Raw genomic sequence first — 20,294 nt, 5'->3', positions numbered from 1 at the left:
AAGCGGGGACCTGACGGCCAAAGAAAAACGCGCCGCACCGATGCGACGCGTCGATCTGTTTGGAGCCGCAACTGGATTTAGCGGCGGGCCTTGCGGGCGGCGTAACGCGCGTCGCGCTTGGCCTTCTGCTCTTCCTTGGTCAGTTGCTTGCGCGCCTTGCGGTCGGCGCGCTTTTCCGCGTCGATCTCTTCCTGGGCGGCGAGTTCGGCGGCCAGACGCGCGGCTTCCTTTTCAGCCTTTTCACGACGCTGCTCGGCCTTGGCCAGCTCGTGCTGCTGACGCAGGGCCTCTTTTTCGGCGGCGCGCTTTTCAGCCAGACGCTCGAACTCGGGATCGGGCGCGGCGGCCTTTGGCTTGAATTTGGCGAGCAGGGCCTTCTTGGCCTCTTGCTGGGCGGTAATGCGGTCGGAGAATCCGGTCTTCAGATCTTTCATGCGAAAGCGTCAGGGTTCCTTGTGAGCGACCAGGGCGGTCGTCGGGGGTCAGGCTGCGCCACGCACGGCCCGAAGCGGGGCGCACAAAGCCGATAAGCGCGCGAAAATCAAGGTTCGCAGCCCGCAAATCGGCCCGATGCGTCATTTGGAGCGTAGCGGCGGCGTGGCCGCAACACTTCGATCAGATAGGCGCCGCAGGCCTGATCGCAAGCGCGGCGATAAGAGCGTGCGTCGACCGAGGCGGTCTTAGTTCGGCTTTTGCGCTTGGCCGACAGCCGTCCCGGCAGCACCGCTGGCGGCCTTCTGTTCGATGGTCGCGCCGCAGGCGGACAGGGCGAGCGCCGCCGCAGCGGCTGCGCTCAAGGTGATCATTTTAGTCATGGGCTTCTCTCCAAAGGCCACGCTTCAACGCGAACGCGTCATAGCGGTTCCTGGCTTGGGCTCTAGTTGCGCCGACAACCACCGCCATAATTCTAAACAGCTTTGTTCGCTCCAGTTAGCTTGCTGCGATGCAGCATATTTAGATATGACAAGTTCAACTGTTGATGGATACAGTATTCGGCCTATAGATTTATCCAGTCTTGCCGTTTTGCAGCCACACGGGTCGCCGCGACTGAAAAATACCTACCGAATCCGATGCGTTAACCATCGGATTGCGAATCGAACACATTGAGGCCATAAAAGGCTGGCTAAAGGCCCGTCCTCGACGCCCGGGCCACTGAGCCGAGCGCCGGAATTTGCAGGCTGGACCGCGACCGCAATGGGTCGCCTCGCCGGCAAGACTACCCCGGGGGCCGCGTTTCTCGCCCTGCTGAACAGGACTACCTCGTTGTCGCATTCTTCGCAGACGCGCGCCATTTTGCGCGCCGATCGTGTGGCCAAGATCAAGCCCATGACGGCTGCTGCAGCCTTTGGCGGTCTGTTGGGACTGGCGATCGGATGCGCCTATCTGGGCGGCACGACGGCGCGCGCGACGACGCTGCGCGCCCAGGCCGAACGGATTCAAGGCGCCACCGCCGCCGGTTTCACGGAAGAAGCCCTGGCCGCCGCCGCCGGCGGCCTCGACGCCAGCGCCCTGACCATTGCGCGTCGTCATGATCCCTACACCAGCGCGGGCTCGGCCCAGCGCGACCGTCAGGCCGAACTGCTGGCCGCCCGTCTTGAACAACTCCGTGCGCCCGGCGATCCCAACCTTCGCCGCGCCAGCCTGACAGCACCGACCGCCGCGCCCGCCTTCCGCGTGGCCAACGCCCTGGACGCCAGCCGCGATCTCGATTGCCTGACCCGGGCCGTCTATTATGAAGCCCGTGGCGAGGGCGCCGACGGCATGAAGGCCGTGGCCCAGGTCGTTCTGAACCGCGTGCGCCACCCCGCCTTCCCCAAGACGGTCTGCGGCGTCGTCTTCCAAGGGGCGGCGCGCAGCACCGGTTGCCAGTTCTCCTTCACCTGCTCCGGCGCGATGCGCGGCCGCGTTAACCAGGCCGCCTGGAACCGCGCCAGGGCCGTGGCCTCGAACGCCATGTCGGGGTCGGTCTTCTCGCGCGTCGGCAATGCGACCCACTTCCACACCACCGCCGTGACGCCGGGGTGGCGTTCGTCGCTGGTGCAGGTCAGCCAGGTCGGCAGCCATCTGTTCTATCGCTTCGGCGGCCGTTCGAGCACCGGCGGTACCTTCACCTACGCCGCCCGTCGCGCGGCGCCGGCGGACCAGCCGCGCCTGATCCAGGCCGGCCTCAACCCGGTCGAAACTGCGCGTCAGGCCGGACAGGCGGTCGCCTATTCGATGGTGCTGGCGCAGGAAGGTCGCGCCCTGCCCGCGCCGACGGCGCAATCGACGACGCCTTCACCCGCCGCCACGCGCGCCGCCGCGCCACAACCGGCTTCTCGCCCCGCGCGGTCGAACGAAACCTCGGCCAAGACCGAAGTCGCCGAAACGGCCTCCAGCCCCGCTTGATCGGCGGAGGCCTGGAAGCGATCAGAGCGCGTCCAGGCCAATATCGAGAACGGGCGCCGAATGGGTCAGGGCGCCGACCGAGATGACATCCACGCCCGTCTCGGCGATGCCGCGCACCGTCGTCAGATCGACCCCGCCCGAGGCCTCAAGCACGATCCGCCCAGCGACGCGCGCCACGGCGGCGCGCAGGTCGTCGAGGCTGAAGTTGTCCAGCATGATGACGTCGGGCGCCGCGCCCTCGTCGATCAGGGCCAATACGGCGTCCAGCTGATCCAGCCCATCGACCTCGACCTCGACCTTCATCAAATGCGGGGCGAAGGCTTTGGCCCGTCGCACCGCCTCGGCGACGCCGCCACAGACAGCGACATGGTTGTCCTTGATCAGGATGGCGTCATCCAGACCGAAGCGATGATTGATACCGCCGCCGCAGGCCACGGCGTGCTTTTCCAACGCGCGCAGCCCGGGCGTGGTCTTGCGCGTATCCGCGATCCGCGCCTTGGTCCCGGCGACGGCTTGAACATAAGTGCGCGTCAAGGTCGCCACGCCGCTGAGCCGTCCGACCAGATTAAGCGCCGTCCGCTCGGCCGAGAGGAAGGCGCGCGCGTCGGCCTCGACAACCACCAGCACTGCGCCCGCGTCAAAGGCGTCGCCGTCTCTCAATCTCAAATCGACCGAGGCCCTGGGGTCCATGGCCAGCACGGCCAGACGCACGCAGTCGATGCCCACCAGCACGCCAGCCTTCCTCGCCGCAAAGGCCGCCTTCATCCGCGCACCCTCAGGGATGCAGGCCATGGCGGTCACGTCGCCCGCCCGGCCCAGATCCTCGGCCAGGGCCATACGGACGACGGGTTCGATCAGGACATCGGGAAGTCGTCTCATTCCGCCGCCTCCAACGCCACCGGGTGGGGGATCCGCACTCGCGTATGCACAGCGACACCGTCCGTCTGCGGATAGTCCGACCGGTAGTGCCCGCCCCGGCTCTCGCGCCGGTTCAGAGCCGCTTGGGCGATCAGCCTTGCCGCCAACAGGACGGCGGCTGGCCCGTGCTGACTTTCCAGGCGATCAATCAGGGCGATCAGGCCCGACAGCCCCTCTGCATCACGCACCACACCCGCATGCGCCGTCATGGCGGTCCGCAGTTCGGCCATCGCTGCATCCGGCAGGTCAGGCGAAATATCAGCCGTCAAAGCGCGGCCGCCGCCGAGTTCCTCGGCCGCCGACCGGCCCGCGCGCCGACCGAAGGCCGCCGCTTCCAGCAGGGAGTTGGACGCCAGCCGGTTGGCGCCGTGCACGCCGGTCGCCGCGCATTCTCCGACCGCATAAAGGCCCGCAACCGTCGTGCGGCCGTCCGCGTCGGCGGCGATCCCGCCCATGTGATAGTGGCAGGCCGCCATCACCGGGATTGGGCTGACGCGCGGGTCCAGCCCAGCGCGCATGCAGGCGGCGAAGACGGCGGGAAACGCATGGGGAAACTCGTCCCCGATCGCCGTGCGCGCATCCAGAAAGGCCCCTCGCCCGTCCGCGCGCGCCGCATGGACCGCTCGCGCCACCACGTCGCGCGGTTTCAGATCGGCGTCGGCCTCGTCGCCCAATAGAAAGCGCCCCTGACCATCGATCAGCCGCGCGCCCTCGCCCCTTAGAGCCTCGGTCGCCAGCGGCGCGGGGTCCAGTCCCACGTCGATGGCGGTGGGGTGGAATTGCACGAACTCGGGATCGAGAATTTCCGCCCCGGCTCGCGCGGCCAACGCCATCCCCTCGCCCTTCAACACCGCTGGCGTCGTGGTCGCCGCGAACAGACCACCCGCCCCGCCTGTGGCCAGCACCACCGCCGTCACCGTGATCTCGACCAGGCGGTCGCCACGCATCACCACCGCCCCGACTACTCGGCCGTCGGCGTCCTGAAGCAAAGCCTTCAGCCGCGCGTCGTCCCAGACCTCGATCAGCTTTTCAGCCCGCACCGCGGCAACGACGGCCGACAGGATGGCCCGGCCCGCCCCGTCGCCGCCGACCCGGGCCACGCGCGGAACGGAATGGGCCGCCTCCAGGCTGACGACGAAGCCGCCGTCCGCATCCTGATCGAACGGCGCGCCCAGGGCCGCCAGCCACTCCACCGTCTCACGCCCGGCGTCGGTCAGGGCGCGCGCCGCGACCGGCTCGACCAGACCCGCGCCCGCCGCCTCCGTATCCTTGGCGTGCAATGCGGCCGAATCCTGCGCCGTCAGCGCCGCCGCCATCCCGCCCTGCGCCCAGGCGGACGAACAGGCGTTCAGCAAGGGCTCGGGCGTCACGACGAGAACCTTCGCGCCGGTCTTGGCCCCCTCCAGCGCGGCCGACAGCCCCGCCAGGCCCGCCCCGACGATCAGAGGTCCGTCATGCCGCATTCGGTTCATCGTCCAAAGCCCAAGTAGTTGAGGCCCAACTGCACCGCGCCGGCCGGATCACCCCCCGTCATCGGCATCAGCGCGCCGACGGCCGCCGCCGCGCACACCGCCAGGGTCAGCAGATAGAGCGCCAGACTCTTGCCCGCCTCGGACCAGCTCAGCGTGCCCCAAGCCGCGCGCCACACGCCGCGCTTCAGATGGCTGAACACCGACAGGGCCAGGAAGGCGGCCAGGATGAACCGCCCGGTCGTCAGCCCCCACCAGACCACCGCCACGCCGATGACCAGCAGCACGATCTGCTCCAGACGCGGATGCACGCGCGTCAGCACCGGGCCAAGAGCCTTGGATCCATCCAGAGGCGGCGCGGGGACCAGGTTCACCAGATTGAGCATAGCGATGAAGAAGGCGCCCATCAGCCACTCGCCCTGACCGAGCATCATCCAGACCCCGACGAAGGGGATCATGGCCAGCAGGCCGAACGCCGGCCCGGCCAGCGACACCAGCACGCCGTCCCACTCGCTCTTGGACTCACGCCGCGCCTTGGCCAGGCCGCCTAGGAAGGGGATGATGTAGATACGGGCCGGTCCCATGCCGAGCTTGTTCATCGCCAGGGCGTGGCCCGCCTCATGGACGAACAGGCCGATCAGCACCGCGCCCGCCACGATGGCGCTGCCCGTGATCCACCACAGGAAGCCGCCCATCAACGCCGTGGACAGCATCGCCCACACCAGGCTCTGGTCCTTCTCGACCGGCGCTTCGGCTGCCGGCGTCGGCGCGGTTTCACGCGCCGATGTCGCTTCGGGCCTGGCGTCCCAAGGTCCCGGCGTACGGCCAGGCGTCTGATCTGTGGTGTCTGTGTTGCTCATGGCGTCCAGATGGGCGCGGACGACCGTCCCGTCGCCGGGACCGATCGCCGCGTCACGCTCAGATCAGCTCCACATCGACGTGGTGGCGCGCCTTGACCAGATCGTAGCGCGCGGGAATGGCGGGCGGCGGCAGGTCGATCATTCGCTGCACCGCCAGGCGTCCACGTTCGATCATGTCAGAGGGCACGATCACCTCGAACTGCATGTGCAGCAGGCAGTCATGGATGTTCTGAAGCGTGATCCGCTTCATGTGCGGGCACAGGTTGCACGGGCCGATGAACTGCACGCCCGGCACGTCGCCAGCGACGTTCGAGGCCATCGAACATTCGGTGATCATCACCACCTGTTTGGGCCGGCGCGCCTCGACATAGTCGGTCATCGCCGCCGTCGAGCCGGCGAAGTCCGCCGCCGCCAGCACGTCCTCAGGGCATTCGGGGTGGGCCAGGATCTCGGCCCCCGGATAGGCGGCGCGCATCTCGGCGATATCGGCGACCGTGAACCGCTCGTGCACCTCGCAGCGACCTTTCCAGGCGATGATGCCGACCGTCGTCTGGGACGCGACATTGCGCGCCAGGAACTCGTCCGGGATCAGGATGACCCGATCCACGCCCCATTCCTTGGCCGCCCATTCGACCACCTGAACAGCATTGGCGCTGGTGCAGCAGATGTCGGTCTCGGCCTTCACATCGGCGGTGGTGTTCACATAGGTCACGACCGGCAGACCGGGGTAGCGCTGCTTGATCAGCCGCACATCCGCCCCGGTGATCGATGAAGCCAGCGAGCACCCGGCGCGTAGGTCGGGGATAAGCACGGTCTTCTCGGGCGACAGGATCTTGGACGTCTCGGCCATGAAGTGGACGCCCGCCTGGACGATCACCTTGGCGTCCGACCGCGCGGCCTCCTTGGCCAGGCCCAGGCTGTCGCCGACATAGTCGCCGACCCCGTGGAAGATCTCGGGCGTCATATAGTTGTGGGCCAGGATTACGGCGTCGCGCTCGCGCTTCAGCCGGTTGATCTCGCTGATCAGGCGCGCCTGTTCGGGCCACTCCAAAGGCGTGACGTGGTCCTTGACCTTGGCCCACACCCCGGCGGTTTCCCGCGCCAGCTCTTTCGTCAGACCAAAGGCGCCGTCAGCCATGATCATCTCCATACCCTTATGCTCACATTTAGCATAAGCAGGCGCAATGTAGGCCTATGCGGGCGCTGTGCAAGAGGAAATGCATGCCGCCTCCTATCCGCCACCGAAGACAAAGATTTGCAAAAACCGTTCCCATTTCGGCGAATATCGCCTAGACGGCAGCCCACTTCTTTGCTTCCAAGCGCCTATCCGCAGCATTTCCATGCAGGACACCATCCGCCGCATCCTCACCGCCCGCGTCTATGACGTGGCGGAGGAAACGCCCCTCGACCCGCTGCGCCGCCTGTCGGCCCGGCTCGACCGGCCCGTCCTGCTGAAGCGCGAGGACTTGCAGCCGGTCTTTTCGTTCAAAATCCGCGGCGCCTACAACAAGATCGCCGGCCTGTCGGAGGACGAACTGTCCAGGGGCGTCATATGCGCCTCGGCCGGCAATCACGCGCAGGGAGTCGCCCTGGCGGCCGCACGTCGCGACATTCCCGCCACCATCGTAATGCCCACCACCACCCCCGGCATAAAGGTCGCGGCCGTCCGCGCCCTGGGCGGCGAAGTGGTTCTGCGTGGCGACAGCTTCGACGAAGCCTACGCCCACGCCCGTGATCTGGAGGGCCGGACCGGCGCGGCGTTCATCCATCCCTTCGACGACCCCGACGTCATCGCGGGCCAGGGCACGGTGGGCCTAGAGATCGCCCGGCAGCACGCCGACCCGATCGAAGCCATCTTCGTGCCCATCGGCGGCGGGGGCTTGGCGGCCGGCGTCGCGGCGATCGTCAAATTCCTGCGGCCCGAGACCCGAATCATCGGCGTCGAACCGGTGGATGCCCCGACCATGAAGACCGCCATCGACGCGGGTGAGGTCGTGACCCTGAACGAGGTCGGCCTGTTCGCCGACGGCGTCGCCGTGCGGCGAGCGGGAACCGAGACCTTCCGCCTCTGCAAGGATTTGCTGGACGAGATCGTGTTGGTGGACACCGACGCCATCTGCGCCGCGATCAAGGACATCTTCGACGACAGCCGCGCCATCGCCGAGCCCTCGGGCGCCGTGGCATTGGCGGGGCTGAAGGCTTGGGCCGCCGCCCACCCCGGAAGCGGCAGTCTGATCGCCATCAACTCGGGCGCCAATCTGAACTTCGACCGGTTGCGCCACGTCGCCGAACGGGCCGAGATCGGAGAGGGTGCCGAGGCGCTGCTGGCCGTGGCGATGAAGGACGACCGCGACGACTACCGTCGATTCCTGGACAGTCTGGACGGTCGTTCGGTCACCGAGTTCAACTATCGCTGGTCCGGCGACGGGCAGGCGCAAATCTTCGTCGGCGTGGCCCTGCGAAACGGTCCGCACGAGCGCGACGACCTGATCGCGGCCCTGCGTTCGGGCGGCTACGCCGTCGAGGACATGAGCGACAATGAGACCGCCAAGCTGCATGTCCGCTACATGGTCGGCGGCCGCACTGTCGGCCTGCTCCACGAACGCATCCTGCGCTTCCAGTTCCCCGAACGCCCCGGCGCCTTCCTGCGGTTCCTGAACAGCCTCCAGCCCGCCTGGGCCCTGACGCTGTTTCACTATCGCAACCACGGCGACGACGTCGGCCGGGTGCTGGCGGGCATCAGCGTACCGCCCCGGGAACAGGGCCAACTGACCGCCGCCCTGGCCGATCTGGGCTACCCTTACGTCGATGAGACCGCCAATCCGGCGTGCCGGCTGTTTCTGGACGGCGCATGACTACGTAGCGCCGCCTTAACGGGGTGTTTGGGGAACGGGGCGCATAAGCGCGGGCCTACGGAGCCCGTCATGTCTGCGTTCAATCGCCTGTCCATCGCCCTGAAGCTCGCCGTCGTGGCGGGGCTCGCCATCGGCGCCTTGATGATCGTCGCGGCCATCTGCGTGACGGCCTATTCCGGCGCGATCGTCCGCGACATGGCGGGCCGGTACGCCGAAAGCGCTGCGCAAGAGGCCTCGCAAGAAATCCGCAACGAGATCGTCTCGGCGGGCACGGGCGCCAAAACCCTGGCGGCAACCCTGGGCGCCGCACGACAGACGGGCCTGACCGACCGCGCCGCTTATATGGCCCTGGTCAAGCCGAACGCCGAAGCGACCGATCAGGTCATGGGCGCCTGGTTCATGGCTGCCCCTGACGCCGTCGGCGCCGACGCCGCCCACATTGGTGATGCGGCGACCAGTTCGAACGTCAACGGACGACTTTCAGTCTATTGGGTGCGCCGCGACGGCCAGATTTCCCTGGAACCTGAGGCAGACGGCTCGGACTTCGAACAGGCCTATTACACCGAGCCGATGGCCAGCGGCGCGCCGGTCGTGGTCGAACCGTACGAAGAGAACATTGGCGGCGGCAAGGTCGCGATGACCTCGGTCGCCTATCCGGTGCACGCCAACGGCCGCATCATCGGCGTCGCGGGCCTGGATATCACCTTGGCCAACCTGTCGCAGCGTCTGGCGGCGATGAAACCGCTGGGCACGGGCCGCGTGACCTTGGTGTCGAACAAGGGCGTCTGGGTCGCCCATCCGGACGCCGCAGTGCGAGGTCAAGCCTATGCGGACGCTGGCGCGGACATCGTGCGCAACGTCATCGCCAAACGCCAAGCCCAGGCGGTCGAGGGCGTCAGCGTGAACGGCGAGCCGGTTCGACGTCTGGTCCAGCCCGTGATCCTGCCCGGCCAAAAGGCGACCTGGGCCGTCGTGCTGGACATCCCCGTCAAGACGATCGAGGGCCCGGCGCGGCAGTTGGCCTTGATGCTTCTGGTCGGCGGCGTTCTGATCATCGCCGCCATCATCGTCGCCCTTCTGATCACCAGTGACCGTCTGATCCGACGCCCACTGGCGCGTCTGACGGCCGATGTGCAGACCATGAGCGATGGACGCTATGACATCCCCGTGGCCGGCGCGGACAAGGCCGACGAACTGGGCCAGATTGCGCGGGCGCTCGAAGGGTTCAGGATCGAGCTTGCGGACGGTCTGACCCGTCGCGACCAGCAACAGCGCGAACGTGCGGCCGCCGAGACAGATCGTCGCCGGCACGCCGAGGAGACCGAGCTTTTCGCCGCCTCGCAAACCCGCGCCGTCGAGACTTTGGGCGAAGGTCTGTCGCGCCTCGCCGCCGGCGAACTGGCTTGGCGGATGCCGGAGGCGGGCTTCACCGCCGACACGCGTCGCATCCCGGAAGATTACAACGCCGCCCTGCATCAACTGCACACGACGATGACCGGCATCTGGACCACGGCCCAGTCGATGCGCGGCGGATGTCAGGACATCGCCGCCGCCGCCGACAGCCTGTCGCGCCGCACCGAGCAGCAGGCCGCCGGTCTGGAGCAGACCGCCGCCGCGCTGGACGAGCTGACTCAGACAGTGCGCAGTAGCGCCGAAAACGCCGAGCGCGCCCGAGACATCACTCAGGCCGCTCAGGCGGCGGCGGACAAGGGCGAGGCCGTCGTGCAAGACGCAATCGGCGCCATGTCAGAGATCGAGCAGTCCTCGACCCAAATCAACCAGATCGTCGGCGTCATCGACGAGATCGCCTTCCAGACCAGCCTGCTGGCCCTGAACGCCGGCGTCGAGGCCGCCCGGGCCGGGGAAGCCGGACGCGGTTTCGCCGTCGTCGCATCCGAGGTGCGGGGCCTGGCCGAACGGTCAGCCAGCGCCGCAAAAGAGATCAAGGCGCTGATCGCCCTGTCGCAAAGCAATGTGCAGCGCGGATCCGACCAGGTGTCGCTGACGCGCGATAGCCTCAGCGCCATCGCTGTCCAAGTGGCGGAGGCTAACGCCCTGGTTCGCTCCATCGCCGCCGCGACGCGCGAACAGTCGGTCGGCATCGGCGAGATCAATATGGCGATCAATCAGATGGACCAGTTCACGCAGCAGAACGCCGCCATGGTCGAGGAATCCACAGCCGCCAGCCACGCCCTGACGAACGAGGCCGGCGAACTGGAGGGTCTGATCAGCCGCTTCGACCTGGGTCAGGCGGCGCAGTCGAGACGCGCCGCCTGATCAAGCGACGGGCGCCACATTAGAGCCCGTCTGACAATCTTCACGCCTTGTCGATGGCGGCGGCGATCTGATCGCTGGAATGGCCGGTCAGATCCTTGGCGATCTCGCCGACCAGCTTGGCTTGAAGGTCCTTGTGCCAATGCTTGCGCAGTTCGCCGAGCGTCTTGGGCGCTGCGATCACGAGCAGTTCGTCGATCTTATTGGTGACCGACCATTTGTTCAGCACCTCGGCGACGCCCATGGCGAAACCGTCCTCGGCCTGGGTGTCATTGTCGGGGTTGGCTTCATTGGATCGGCGGCCGGCCGAACCCGAAACCCGATCCGCGATGGCCGGGGTTTCCAGCGGCGTCAGCTTGATGTCCGAAGCGTTCGTATTCTTGAACAGGGCCAGCTTCTCGCCATCGACCACCGCCACCAGCGCGCCATTGGAAAGTTTCATCGTCGATACTCCAGTCTGTAGGGATCGAGACAACGAACCGGGACGCAGGCCGTTGCCTCGCGCCGCCGATCCCATAGTGTCGCGCGACAAAACCGCCGGGAGATGAACCATGCCTGACGTCCTGCCGCTGGACCGCCGCCGCCTGATGGCCCTGGGCGCATCGGGCGCCGCGGCTGCGATCCTGCCGGGGTGCGCGACCATGACGGCTGCGTCGCCGCGCCAATCGATATGGACCTTCGATCGCCTGACCGACATCGGGGGGATCGAAACCCGCGTCGAGGGCGCGCCGAGCCTGATCGACAGTCCGTTTGGCCGAGCGGTTCAGTTCGACGGCGTGGACGACGCCCTGTTCATCAATCAGCATCCGCTGGCCGGGGCCGAAACCTTCACCTTCGAGGCCCTGTTCCGACCCGACGGCGGCGCCTTCGAACAGCGCTGGTTTCATCTCGCCGAAGAGGCGCCGGCCGATCAGCCGCCGTCGCAGACGCGCTTCCTGTTCGAGATCCGCGTGGTTCAGGACCGTTGGTACCTGGACGCCTTCACGCGCGGCCCCGGTTACAACCACACCCTGATCTTCCCCGAGCGGCTCCATCCCTGCGGACAGTGGTTTCACGTCGCGCAAACCTTCGACGGCGTCCTGTACCGCGCCTATGTAGACGGCGTCCTGCAGGGCGAGCACCCGCTGTCGTTCAAGCCGCAAGGGCCAGGCCGCGCCTCGGTCGGTTGCCGCATCAACCGCGTGAATTACTTCAAGGGCGCGGTGCGTCAGGCCCGCTTCACCCACGCCGCCCTGCCGCCCGAACGCTTCACGCGGGGCTAAAGCAATCGCCCGCCCGCCTCATGCGCCAGCAGCCAGCGTTTGCGCTCCAGTCCGCCCGCATAGCCGGTCAACGTCCCGTTCGCGCCGATCACGCGGTGGCACGGCACGATGACACCGACCGGATTGGCGCCGTTGGCCAGGCCTACGGCGCGGACGGCCTTTGGCGCGCCGATGGCCGCAGCGAGCTGACCATAGGTGCGGGTCTCGCCGGTCGGGATGTCGCGCAAGGCCTTCCACACTGCGCGTTGGAAATCCGTGCCGCCGGTGCGGACCGCAATGGCGTCGAAGGCGGTAAGCTCGCCGCCGAACCAGGCCTCGACCGCCCGACGGACCGGCTCCGGAGCGCGGCCTTCGGTCAGCACGACCTCACCGTAGTGTCGGCGCAACAACAGGCGCAGACGGGCTTCGTAGTCGTGGAAGTCCAAGGCCCGCACCGCGCCGTCGGCGTCGGTGACGACCAGCATCTCGCCTACAGGGGACGGTATGCGATCCAGGGTCAGATGCATGTCAGGCTGCTTGATCATCTCGCCGCTCCTCGCTCAGGGCCCAGTAGAGTCCGCCATAGGCCCGCCACGGCCGCCACCGCTCGGCGCGCGCCAGCAGCGCGGCGTCCGTCGTCGCCAGCCGGTCGCTGGGCGCATCCGCGCCGGCATCGATCCAGTCGCCCGCAAGTCTTAGCCCCGGCCTGGCCCTGATTGCGGCATGCAGAACGGGGTCGGCCGACAGGTCGCGCGTGATCGCCTCGGGGTCGGCGGCGAGGTCGAACACGCGTCGCACCCGCGCCAGCACGCCCGGCAAGGCTTTCAGATTGTCGATCCGCGCCTCGACCGCCGCCTTGCCCGGCTGAGCGGGGCGCACCGTCACCGCACCGTCCGTGCCATCCACGTCGGGGCGCAGCCGCCGGGTCCAGGCGCCGTTGACCACTGCTTCGCCCGCGACGCCGCGAGTCGCCAAGGTCGTCATCATGGCGTCCCAGTAATAGGGCGGGCGATAGGACAGACCGATCTTGATCACCCCGCCCGCTTCGGCCTCGACCTTGCGGTGCCGCAGCTCGGACGGCGCGCGGCCGTACAGGGCCTGAAACGTCTCGTTGAAGCGTCGCACGCTGCCGAAGCCGGAAGCCATCGCCACCTCGGCCATCGACAGGTCGGTCTCGTGGATCAGCTGTTTGGCCAGGAGGACGCGCCGTGTCTGGGCCACGCTGACCGGGGCGGCGCCCAGATGCTGGCGGAACAGGCGGCGCAGCTGCCGCTCCCCCATGCCCAGACGTGTCGCCAGGGCCTCCGCATTTCCGGTATCCAGCGCCCCCGCCTCGATCAGGGCCAAGGCGCGGCTGACAGTGTTCGACGTGCCGCGCCAGGCGCCCATTTCCGGCGCCGTCTCGGGCCTGCACCGCAGACAGGCCCGCAAGCCCGCCGCCTCGGCCGCTGCGGCGCTGGGGTGAAAGGCCACATTCTCGCGCTTCGGCGTCCGCGCCGGGCAGACGGGCCGACAGTAGATGCCCGTCGAGGTCACGCCGGTGAAGAAACGCCCGTCGAAACGGGCGTCCCGCGCCACGACGGCGCGCCAGCAGGCCTTCTGATCCAACAGCTGATCCATGCCCGCAGGATGCGCCGCCCGCCCGACGATGTCTCGCGGTTTTCGGACATGGATCGGATCAGTCTCTCAGGAAGAACAAGGCCTCCACCGTCGTGTCCAGGGCCCGCGCCAGTTCCAGGGCCAGCACGGTCGAGGGCACGAAGACGCCGTTCTCGACCGTGTTGATGGTCTTGCGCGAGACGCTGGCCTTGTCGGCCAGCCCCTGCTGCGTCAGGCCTGCGGCGGTGCGCGCCTCCTTCAGCCGCGAGCCGAGCCTGGGATCACCCATCGCGACCGGCCTCGCGATCCAGCCAGGCGAATCGCAGACCCGCTGACGCCCCGCCCAGCGCCAGGACATAGGGCAGAGCCAGCACGCCATAGTCCGCGCGCCACAGACCCAGACCCAGCGCTACGGTCACCCCGCCCATCAGCACGACGAAGGCCAGGATCATCGATCGCGCCCGCAGCACCTGCGTCAGCTCGTCTTCCATCAAGCGGCGATTTTTCTGCGCATTCCAATCCCAGCCCATGACGAGCACGGGAATCAGCCAGCCGTACAGAACCGGCAGCAGGATCTGCACATAGGCGCCGAGGTTGTGGTCGCCGCCCAGCACCCGCTGCATGGCCAGATGCGCCTGAGCCATGAAGAGCAGCAACACCAACGGATAGAGGACCAGCTGTTGCGTACGCCCCCGCTGCAGCTTTTCGCGGCGTGCGCCGTCCCGGCTCTCCGCCACACCGATCGCCTGTCCGGGGCGGCCGCACCAGGCCATCATGGCTCCGATGAGCATCAGCCCGAAGCCGAAGCCCGCCGCCACGCCCGCCGTCGTCGCCTGGTCGCCCTCTGTTCCATGCATGAGCGCGAAACCCGCCCCGCCCGCCAGGGCGGCGGCGCCAATGACGAGCATGGCGACGCCGCCCCACCAGTATCGACGCCGGCTCGATTGCACCCGCAGAACTGCGGCGTTTTCGTCCTTGTTCACGACTTCCTCCTGAAGTAACCTTGAGGTGACATATCACCTATAGGTTACACGCCGTCAAGAGGGGATGTCGCCTTATCGACCGACGACCAGTCGCGCCGCCGCGCGGATGACCCGCACCACCTCTGCGGCGAAGGCCCAGACGACCACGACCATCAGGATCGTCGCCACCCCGCCCACATCGTCGCCGGAGCGGCCGATCAGAACCCGAATCCGATCCACGAAATCGGTGGCGCTGCCGACCCAGATCAGCGGCGACAGCGCCGACCAGAACCAGACCCACAGCAGGCCCCAGGCGGCGGCGACACCGAACGCCAGGTCGCCCAGCGCCGTGACCCGCACATTGCCGCCCGACGCCGCCCGCATCAGATCGAAACCGATGCGGCAGGCGGCGAACAGGGCGACCGGCCAATAGGCGACCCGCACCATGTCGGCCAGAATGCGCCCATAATCGACGCCGTCGACGACTCCGGCCAGTTCCTCCGGCCGGATCGGCGCGACCTGCAACAGGCCCGTCCACCACAGCAGCACCACGGTCCAGCCGATGGCGCTGGCCACCGCACGCGCTACGGGCGACATCTCGGCGCTCTTGCGCACGGCGCGGCCTGACTTGGCCTGACCCATGTTCCGTCCCGACCAGTCGCCGTTCGCCAGCTTCTGTCCCCACTGTTCGGCGTCGAAATCGCCACCCAGCTCAAACAGGCCCAGATCCTTGACGCGCCATTTGGCGATGAAGTCCGGCTTCTTCGACTGACGCTCCAGAACGAAGCCGACGGCGGTGAGCAAACCGACGACCGTGATCGCACCGCTGATCAGACTGGCGATCCCCTGCCCGATCGCCTGGCCCACATAGACATCGCCGACCAGAACCCGCACCGCCAGGCCGATCAGGGTGACGGCCGCCATGACCGTCAGCCCGACCTTCAGCCCGAACATCCACCACGGATAAAGCTCAGGCCCGATCAGCGCCTGCGGTCCTGCGCGATAGCGCGCCGCTACGCTCAGCGGGTGACCGACTTCGCGCAGCAGGCCCTCGACCTCGTCGTCGGTCGGCGCCCGGCGCAGATGCGCCTCCAGCGCCTCCAGACGCCCCATGATCTCGTCGCGCAGCTCGGCGACGATGTCGTCACGGTTGTCCTTCGGCAGCTGGGCCGCCACGGCCTTCAGATAACGCTCGACCAGGTCCATGCCGGTCTCTCCCTCTTTCCCGATGTTCACAGCATCTTCTCCAGCGAGGCCGACAGGCCGCGCCATTCCACAGCGAGCCTTTCCAGCATCGCCTCCCCGCGCGGCGACAGGCGGTAGAACCGCTTCTTGCGCCGCTCCTCCTCGCGCCATTCGCTGTCCAGCAGCCCCTGGCTCTCCAGCCGGCGCAGCAGCGGATAGAGGGTGCTCTCCTCCATCTCGACCCCGACCTCGCCCAGGGCGACCCGCAGCGAATAGCCGTATTGCTCGCGCCGCAAGCTCGCCAGCACGGCCAGGATCAACGACCCCCGCCGCAGCTCCAGCCGCAGACTCTCGAACAGCAACGCCTCGTCGTTCTCGCTCACCCGCCAACCTCCATGCGTCACATAGTGTGTGACGCACAGTGTATGGGACATACTGTGTGAGGGAGTCAAGAGGAGATCACAGCCTTGCAACGCCAAGATGAAATGGGCTTAGGTCGCCCGGCCTCGGGGGACGCCAATGAGCCAACTACTGATCACGGAATATCTGAACGATCTGGCGACGCTGAAGCGCGTCTCCGGCGCCCAGCGAGAGTCCGTGGTGCGCGAGGCCTTCAAGGACCTGCTGAAAAAGTGGGGCCGGTCACAGAGCCTGGTCTTCATCCCCGAGCACGAGATTATCACCACGGCCAAGGTCCGAAACTACGTGGACGGCGCCCTGATGCACGATCTGCGCGTCCCCTTCGGCTACTGGGAGGCCAAGGACGCGGACGACGATCTGGACGAGGAGATCACCAAGAAGTTCAGGCGCGGCTACCCCAACACCAACATCATCTTTGAAGATTCGACCCAGGCTGTCCTGATCCAGAACGGCGCTGAGGTGATGCGGTGCAAGACCGACGACGGGCCAGGGCTGCAACGCCTGCTTGAGCTGTTCTTCGGCTGGCAGCGGCCCGAGATCGCCGAGTTTAGAAAGGCCATCGCCCAGTTCAAGGCCGACCTGCCGGCGGTTCTGACGGAACTGCGCCGCCGCATCGACGAGGCGCAAGGCTCAAACGCCGCCTTTCAGGCCGACGCCGCCGCCTTCCTGAAACAGGCCAAGTCCGCGATCAATCCGTCGGTGACGGCCGATGATGTGCGCGAAATGCTGATCCAGCACATCCTGACGGAAGACATTTTCGCCCGCGTGTTCGGCAATAATGATTTTCACCACGAGAACAACGTCGCCAAGGCCCTACATGCCTTGGACTCCAGCTTCTGGCGCGGCGACGTCAAACGCCAGACCTTGGCGGCGCTGGAGCCCTATTACGCCGCCATCCGCTCGACCGCCGCCCTGATCAGCTCCCATTCGGAGAAGCAGGGCTTCCTGAAGGCGATCTACGAGAACTTCTACAAGGTCTATAATCCCAAGGCGGCCGACAAGCTGGGCGTGGTCTACACCCCCAACGAGATCGTGCGCTTCATGATCGAGTCGACCGACTGGCTGTGCGAGCGGCACTTCAAGAAGTCGCTGATCGACCGGGACGTGAACATCCTGGATCCCGCTACCGGCACGGGCACCTTCATCGTCGAACTGATGGAGCATTTCCGGGGACGGCCTGAGAAGCTGGTCTACAAATATCTGACCGAGCTGTACGCCAACGAAGTCGCGATCCTGCCCTACTACGTCGCCAATCTGAACATCGAGGCGACCTACGCCGCCATCGTGGGCAAGTATGAGGAGTTCCCGGGCCTTTGCTTCGTGGACACCCTGGATAACGTCGCGGCGCTCGGCATCTATTCCGGTCACCAGCACGACCTGTTCGCCACGATTTCGGACGAGAATTCCGAGCGGGTGCGGCGTCAGAACAGCCGCAAGATCAGCGTCGTCATCGGCAATCCGCCCTACAACGCCTGGCAGGAAAACTACAACCAGAACAACGCCAATCGGCCCTATCACCGGGTCGATCAGCGGATCAGCGCCACCTACATCAAGGAAGGCACGGCCCAGAACAAGAATAGCGTCTATGACATGTACACCCGCTTCGTCCGCTGGGCCTCGGACCGGGTGAAGGACGAGGGCGTCATCGCCTTCATCATCGGCCGCAAACCCTTCGCCAAGGCCGCCTACGACGGGTTCCGCAAGGTGATCGCGCGCGAGTTCGCGGAAATCTGGGTCTTCGACCTGGGCGGCGACGTTCGCGACAACCCTAAGCTGTCGGGCACCAAGCACAATGTCTTCGGCATCCAGACCGGCGTCGCCATGATGTTTCTGGTCAAGAAGAAAGGTCACAAGGGCGGGGCCGTCATTCGCTACGCGCGGCGGCCTGAGATGGAGACGGCCGAGGACAAACTTCAGGCGATCTCGTCCATCGGCGGGCTGCGGCAGTTGCAAGTGGAGACCATCCAACCGAACCGGAAGAACGATTGGCTCGATGTGAGCGAAAACGACTGGAGCCAATTCCTCCCTGTTGTTTCCTCTTCAACGGGTACGGTGAGCACCCGGAGCGATGACCGGGCCCTGTTCGGATTGGCGACGCAAGGCGTCGAGACTAAGCGAGATGAGTGGTCTTACGATCAATCGGATTTAGCGCTGACCAATAAGATCAGGTTTTTCATCGACGGGTATGAGCGACGACGTCGAGGTGATTCAGAAACTGGTATTGCACCGATCAAATGGGATCGAGAATTGGATAAGCACGTGAAACGTGCCGTCCAAAAGCAGTTCAACGACCGTCAGATTAGACGTGCGGAGTACCGCCCATTCTCACCAAGATTCATTTACTACGACCGCCACATAAACGCTTTCCATTTCCAAACACCCGCCGTCTTTCCAGATAGCGCACCACATCCCGCCATCGTTTTCACCGACCCGCACGCGCAAAAACCCTGGATGACCCTCGCGACAGCGTGGATTCCTGATCGCCATTTTGTTGGCGCGGCGGCGGCGGCAATCTGCGCTAGTCGATCACGCTTCAACAAAGAAGGCGACCGCCTCGACAACATCACCGACTGGGCGCTGAAATCGTTCACCGACCGCTACGGCAAAGCCGCCGCGCTCACCAAGGACGACATCTTCGCCTATGTCTATGCGGTGCTGCACGACCCGTTATACCGCGAGACCTACGCCCTGAACCTGAAGCGCGAGTTCCCGCGCATTCCCCTCTATCCCGACTTCCGCCGCTGGCGGGACTGGGGCCAGGCCCTGCTGGACCTCCACATCGGCTACGAGGCCGTCGAACCGCATCCCCTGACCCGCACCGATGCGCCCGACCCCAAACGGGCCGAGGGCACGACCCCGGCGGTCAAGCTGAAGTCCGATCCGGACAAGGGCGTCGTCGTCCTGGACGCCGACACCCAGCTGTCGGGCATACCGACCGAGGCCTGGCGTTATCGCCTGGGCAACCGCTCGGCCATCGACTGGGTGCTGGACCAGCACAAGGAAAAGACGCCGAAGGACCCGACCATCCGCGAGAAGTTCAACACCTACCGCTTCGCCGACTACAAGGAGACGGTCATCGACCTGCTGGCCCGCGTCGTCACCGTCAGCCTGCAAACCCTCGCCGTCACCGACGCCATGGCGGATTTGCCTACATCCGCCAGAGAACAGAAGAAAGTCGAAGCCTGATGATTGCTCCGTCAGACATACCGCCCATGGAAGCCTTCATGTGGCCGATCATCGAGCGACTTAAGGCGCATGGCCGATCGTTAAGCAACGCGGAGATGCTCCAAGACGTAGCGCAGCACATGGCCCTCTCCGAAGAAGCGATGTCGGTCCGGCATGGCAAGTGGAATCAGCTGGTCGTCGATCAACGGCTGGGTTTCGCGCGCAGCTGGCTGAAACTCGGAGGGGCGATCGACAACAGCCAACGCGGAGTTTGGAGTCTAACCGCTGACGGGCTTGCTATGACGCCCGACCAAGTCGCGGCCATCCCCAAGCAGGTCCAGAAAGCTTATAGCGACGCCAAGAAGGGCGCCGCCAACCCCGAGGACGCGGGCCAGCCGCCGGCGGTCGTAGCCGAGTTAGAGGGCGGGGATTGGAAGGACAGGCTGCTGTCCGTCCTTACGACCGTTGATCCCGCCGCATTTGAGCGGTTGTGCCAGCGCCTCTTGCGTGAGTTTGGCTTCATCAAAGTCGAAGTCACTGGCAAGTCGGGCGACGGCGGCATCGACGGCACGGGCGTGCTGCGGGTCAATCTGCTGTCCTTCCACGTGCTGTTCCAGTGCAAACGCTATTCCGGCTCGGTCGGCGCGGGGGCAGTGCGCGACTTTCGCGGCGCCATGGTCGGGCGGACCGACAAGGGACTGATCATCACAACCGGGACCTTCACCGCCGATGCGCGGCGCGAGGCCACGCGCGATGGGGCGCCCGCCATCGATCTGGTGGATGGTGATGCCCTGTGCGATCTGCTCAAGGATCGCCGCCTGGGCGTGGTCGTGGAAATGGTCGAACAGGTCACGGTGAACGAGGCCGCCTTCGCGGGGTTCTGACCGCGCAACCCTTGCGGTCGTGCGGCGCTATGGCGAGAGACCTCCTCACGCACTAAGTTCTGTTCATGAACCGT

The 20,294-nt window shown here is 66.3% G+C and carries 19 protein-coding genes; 6 read left to right on the top strand and 13 right to left on the bottom strand.

Going from position 1 to position 20,294, the window contains the following annotated elements; all coding sequences use genetic code 11:
• Positions 1–77: 77 nt before the first annotated feature.
• Both AC3WRC_RS01150 and AC3WRC_RS01145 read right to left on the bottom strand, forming a co-directional pair.
• Positions 78–434 carry a DUF6481 family protein gene (locus tag AC3WRC_RS01150; RefSeq protein ID WP_055752926.1) on the bottom strand — a complete coding sequence of 119 codons (357 nt, stop codon included), beginning with the start codon at positions 432–434 and terminating at the stop codon, positions 78–80.
• Between the two features lie 246 nt (positions 435–680).
• Positions 681–815, bottom strand: coding sequence for a hypothetical protein (locus AC3WRC_RS01145; RefSeq protein WP_492302538.1), 135 nt, complete (start codon positions 813–815; stop codon positions 681–683).
• Between the two features lie 448 nt (positions 816–1,263).
• Here AC3WRC_RS01145 and AC3WRC_RS01140 point away from each other — a divergent pair, with 448 nt between their 5' ends.
• Positions 1,264–2,388, top strand: coding sequence for a cell wall hydrolase (locus tag AC3WRC_RS01140; protein WP_492302537.1), 1,125 nt, complete (start codon positions 1,264–1,266; stop codon positions 2,386–2,388).
• Between the two features lie 21 nt (positions 2,389–2,409).
• Here the strand turns inward: AC3WRC_RS01140 and nadC are convergent, their stop codons facing one another.
• The 4 genes from nadC to nadA are packed head-to-tail and all read right to left on the bottom strand — an operon-like array spanning position 2,410 to position 6,773.
• Positions 2,410–3,267 carry a carboxylating nicotinate-nucleotide diphosphorylase gene (gene nadC / locus AC3WRC_RS01135; protein WP_055752924.1) on the bottom strand — a complete coding sequence of 286 codons (858 nt, stop codon included), beginning with the start codon at positions 3,265–3,267 and terminating at the stop codon, positions 2,410–2,412.
• Positions 3,264–4,778 carry an L-aspartate oxidase gene (locus AC3WRC_RS01130; protein ID WP_492302535.1) on the bottom strand — a complete coding sequence of 505 codons (1,515 nt, stop codon included), beginning with the start codon at positions 4,776–4,778 and terminating at the stop codon, positions 3,264–3,266. Before AC3WRC_RS01130 ends, nadC begins: the two co-directional genes overlap by 4 nt.
• Complete coding sequence (locus tag AC3WRC_RS01125; RefSeq protein ID WP_492302534.1) at positions 4,775–5,635, bottom strand: metalloprotease; 861 nt, start codon at positions 5,633–5,635, stop codon at positions 4,775–4,777. Before AC3WRC_RS01125 ends, AC3WRC_RS01130 begins: the two co-directional genes overlap by 4 nt.
• Positions 5,636–5,693: 58 nt before the next feature.
• Complete coding sequence (gene nadA, locus AC3WRC_RS01120; RefSeq protein WP_492302533.1) at positions 5,694–6,773, bottom strand: quinolinate synthase NadA; 1,080 nt, start codon at positions 6,771–6,773, stop codon at positions 5,694–5,696.
• Between the two features lie 202 nt (positions 6,774–6,975).
• Between nadA and ilvA the strand changes: the two genes are divergently transcribed.
• The gene (ilvA, locus tag AC3WRC_RS01115; RefSeq protein ID WP_313007154.1) at positions 6,976–8,490 is read left to right on the top strand and encodes a threonine ammonia-lyase, biosynthetic; all 1,515 of its coding nucleotides are present in this window, start codon (positions 6,976–6,978) and stop codon (positions 8,488–8,490) included.
• A 69-nt stretch (positions 8,491–8,559) separates the two neighbouring features.
• On the top strand, positions 8,560–10,767 hold the full coding sequence (locus AC3WRC_RS01110; protein ID WP_492302531.1) for a methyl-accepting chemotaxis protein: 2,208 nt from the start codon (positions 8,560–8,562) through the stop codon (positions 10,765–10,767).
• A gap of 40 nt (positions 10,768–10,807) precedes the next feature.
• On the opposite strand, the gene AC3WRC_RS01105 is transcribed toward AC3WRC_RS01110, so the two are convergent.
• Positions 10,808–11,206 (bottom strand): host attachment family protein, encoded by a 399-nt coding sequence (locus tag AC3WRC_RS01105; protein WP_017504716.1) that lies wholly within the window; start codon positions 11,204–11,206, stop codon positions 10,808–10,810.
• 109 nt (positions 11,207–11,315) lie between these two features.
• Between AC3WRC_RS01105 and AC3WRC_RS01100 the strand changes: the two genes are divergently transcribed.
• Positions 11,316–12,026, top strand: a complete 711-nt coding sequence (locus AC3WRC_RS01100) for a LamG-like jellyroll fold domain-containing protein (protein WP_492302529.1) — start codon at positions 11,316–11,318, stop codon at positions 12,024–12,026.
• On the opposite strand, the gene AC3WRC_RS01095 is transcribed toward AC3WRC_RS01100, so the two are convergent.
• The 6 genes from AC3WRC_RS01095 to AC3WRC_RS01070 form a co-directional block, all read right to left on the bottom strand.
• The gene (locus AC3WRC_RS01095; RefSeq protein WP_492302527.1) at positions 12,023–12,550 is read right to left on the bottom strand and encodes a methylated-DNA--[protein]-cysteine S-methyltransferase; all 528 of its coding nucleotides are present in this window, start codon (positions 12,548–12,550) and stop codon (positions 12,023–12,025) included. The two genes, AC3WRC_RS01100 and AC3WRC_RS01095, sit on opposite strands and share 4 nt — an antisense overlap.
• Positions 12,534–13,613: a bifunctional transcriptional activator/DNA repair enzyme AdaA gene (locus tag AC3WRC_RS01090; protein WP_492302525.1), complete on the bottom strand. Its 1,080-nt coding sequence runs from the start codon at positions 13,611–13,613 to the stop codon at positions 12,534–12,536. Before AC3WRC_RS01090 ends, AC3WRC_RS01095 begins: the two co-directional genes overlap by 17 nt.
• 70 nt (positions 13,614–13,683) lie before the next feature.
• Positions 13,684–13,893, bottom strand: a complete 210-nt coding sequence (locus AC3WRC_RS01085; RefSeq protein WP_017504712.1) for a helix-turn-helix transcriptional regulator — start codon at positions 13,891–13,893, stop codon at positions 13,684–13,686.
• Positions 13,886–14,587: a hypothetical protein gene (locus tag AC3WRC_RS01080; RefSeq protein WP_492302523.1), complete on the bottom strand. Its 702-nt coding sequence runs from the start codon at positions 14,585–14,587 to the stop codon at positions 13,886–13,888. The genes AC3WRC_RS01085 and AC3WRC_RS01080 overlap by 8 nt, the downstream gene beginning before the upstream one ends.
• 72 nt (positions 14,588–14,659) lie before the next feature.
• Positions 14,660–15,802 (bottom strand): HAAS signaling domain-containing protein, encoded by a 1,143-nt coding sequence (locus AC3WRC_RS01075; protein ID WP_492302522.1) that lies wholly within the window; start codon positions 15,800–15,802, stop codon positions 14,660–14,662.
• Complete coding sequence (locus AC3WRC_RS01070) at positions 15,799–16,134, bottom strand: PadR family transcriptional regulator (RefSeq protein WP_091749647.1); 336 nt, start codon at positions 16,132–16,134, stop codon at positions 15,799–15,801. Before AC3WRC_RS01070 ends, AC3WRC_RS01075 begins: the two co-directional genes overlap by 4 nt.
• Positions 16,135–16,270: 136 nt before the next feature.
• Here AC3WRC_RS01070 and AC3WRC_RS01065 point away from each other — a divergent pair, with 136 nt between their 5' ends.
• Both AC3WRC_RS01065 and AC3WRC_RS01060 read left to right on the top strand, forming a co-directional pair.
• Positions 16,271–19,357 (top strand): type ISP restriction/modification enzyme, encoded by a 3,087-nt coding sequence (locus tag AC3WRC_RS01065; protein ID WP_492302521.1) that lies wholly within the window; start codon positions 16,271–16,273, stop codon positions 19,355–19,357.
• On the top strand, positions 19,357–20,220 hold the full coding sequence (locus tag AC3WRC_RS01060; protein ID WP_174085293.1) for a restriction endonuclease: 864 nt from the start codon (positions 19,357–19,359) through the stop codon (positions 20,218–20,220). Before AC3WRC_RS01065 ends, AC3WRC_RS01060 begins: the two co-directional genes overlap by 1 nt.
• Positions 20,221–20,294 lie beyond the last annotated feature (74 nt).

Source organism: Brevundimonas sp. EU05-FHT14B07 (assembly GCF_058790795.1).
This window is presented reverse-complemented; position numbering and strand designations above follow the sequence as displayed.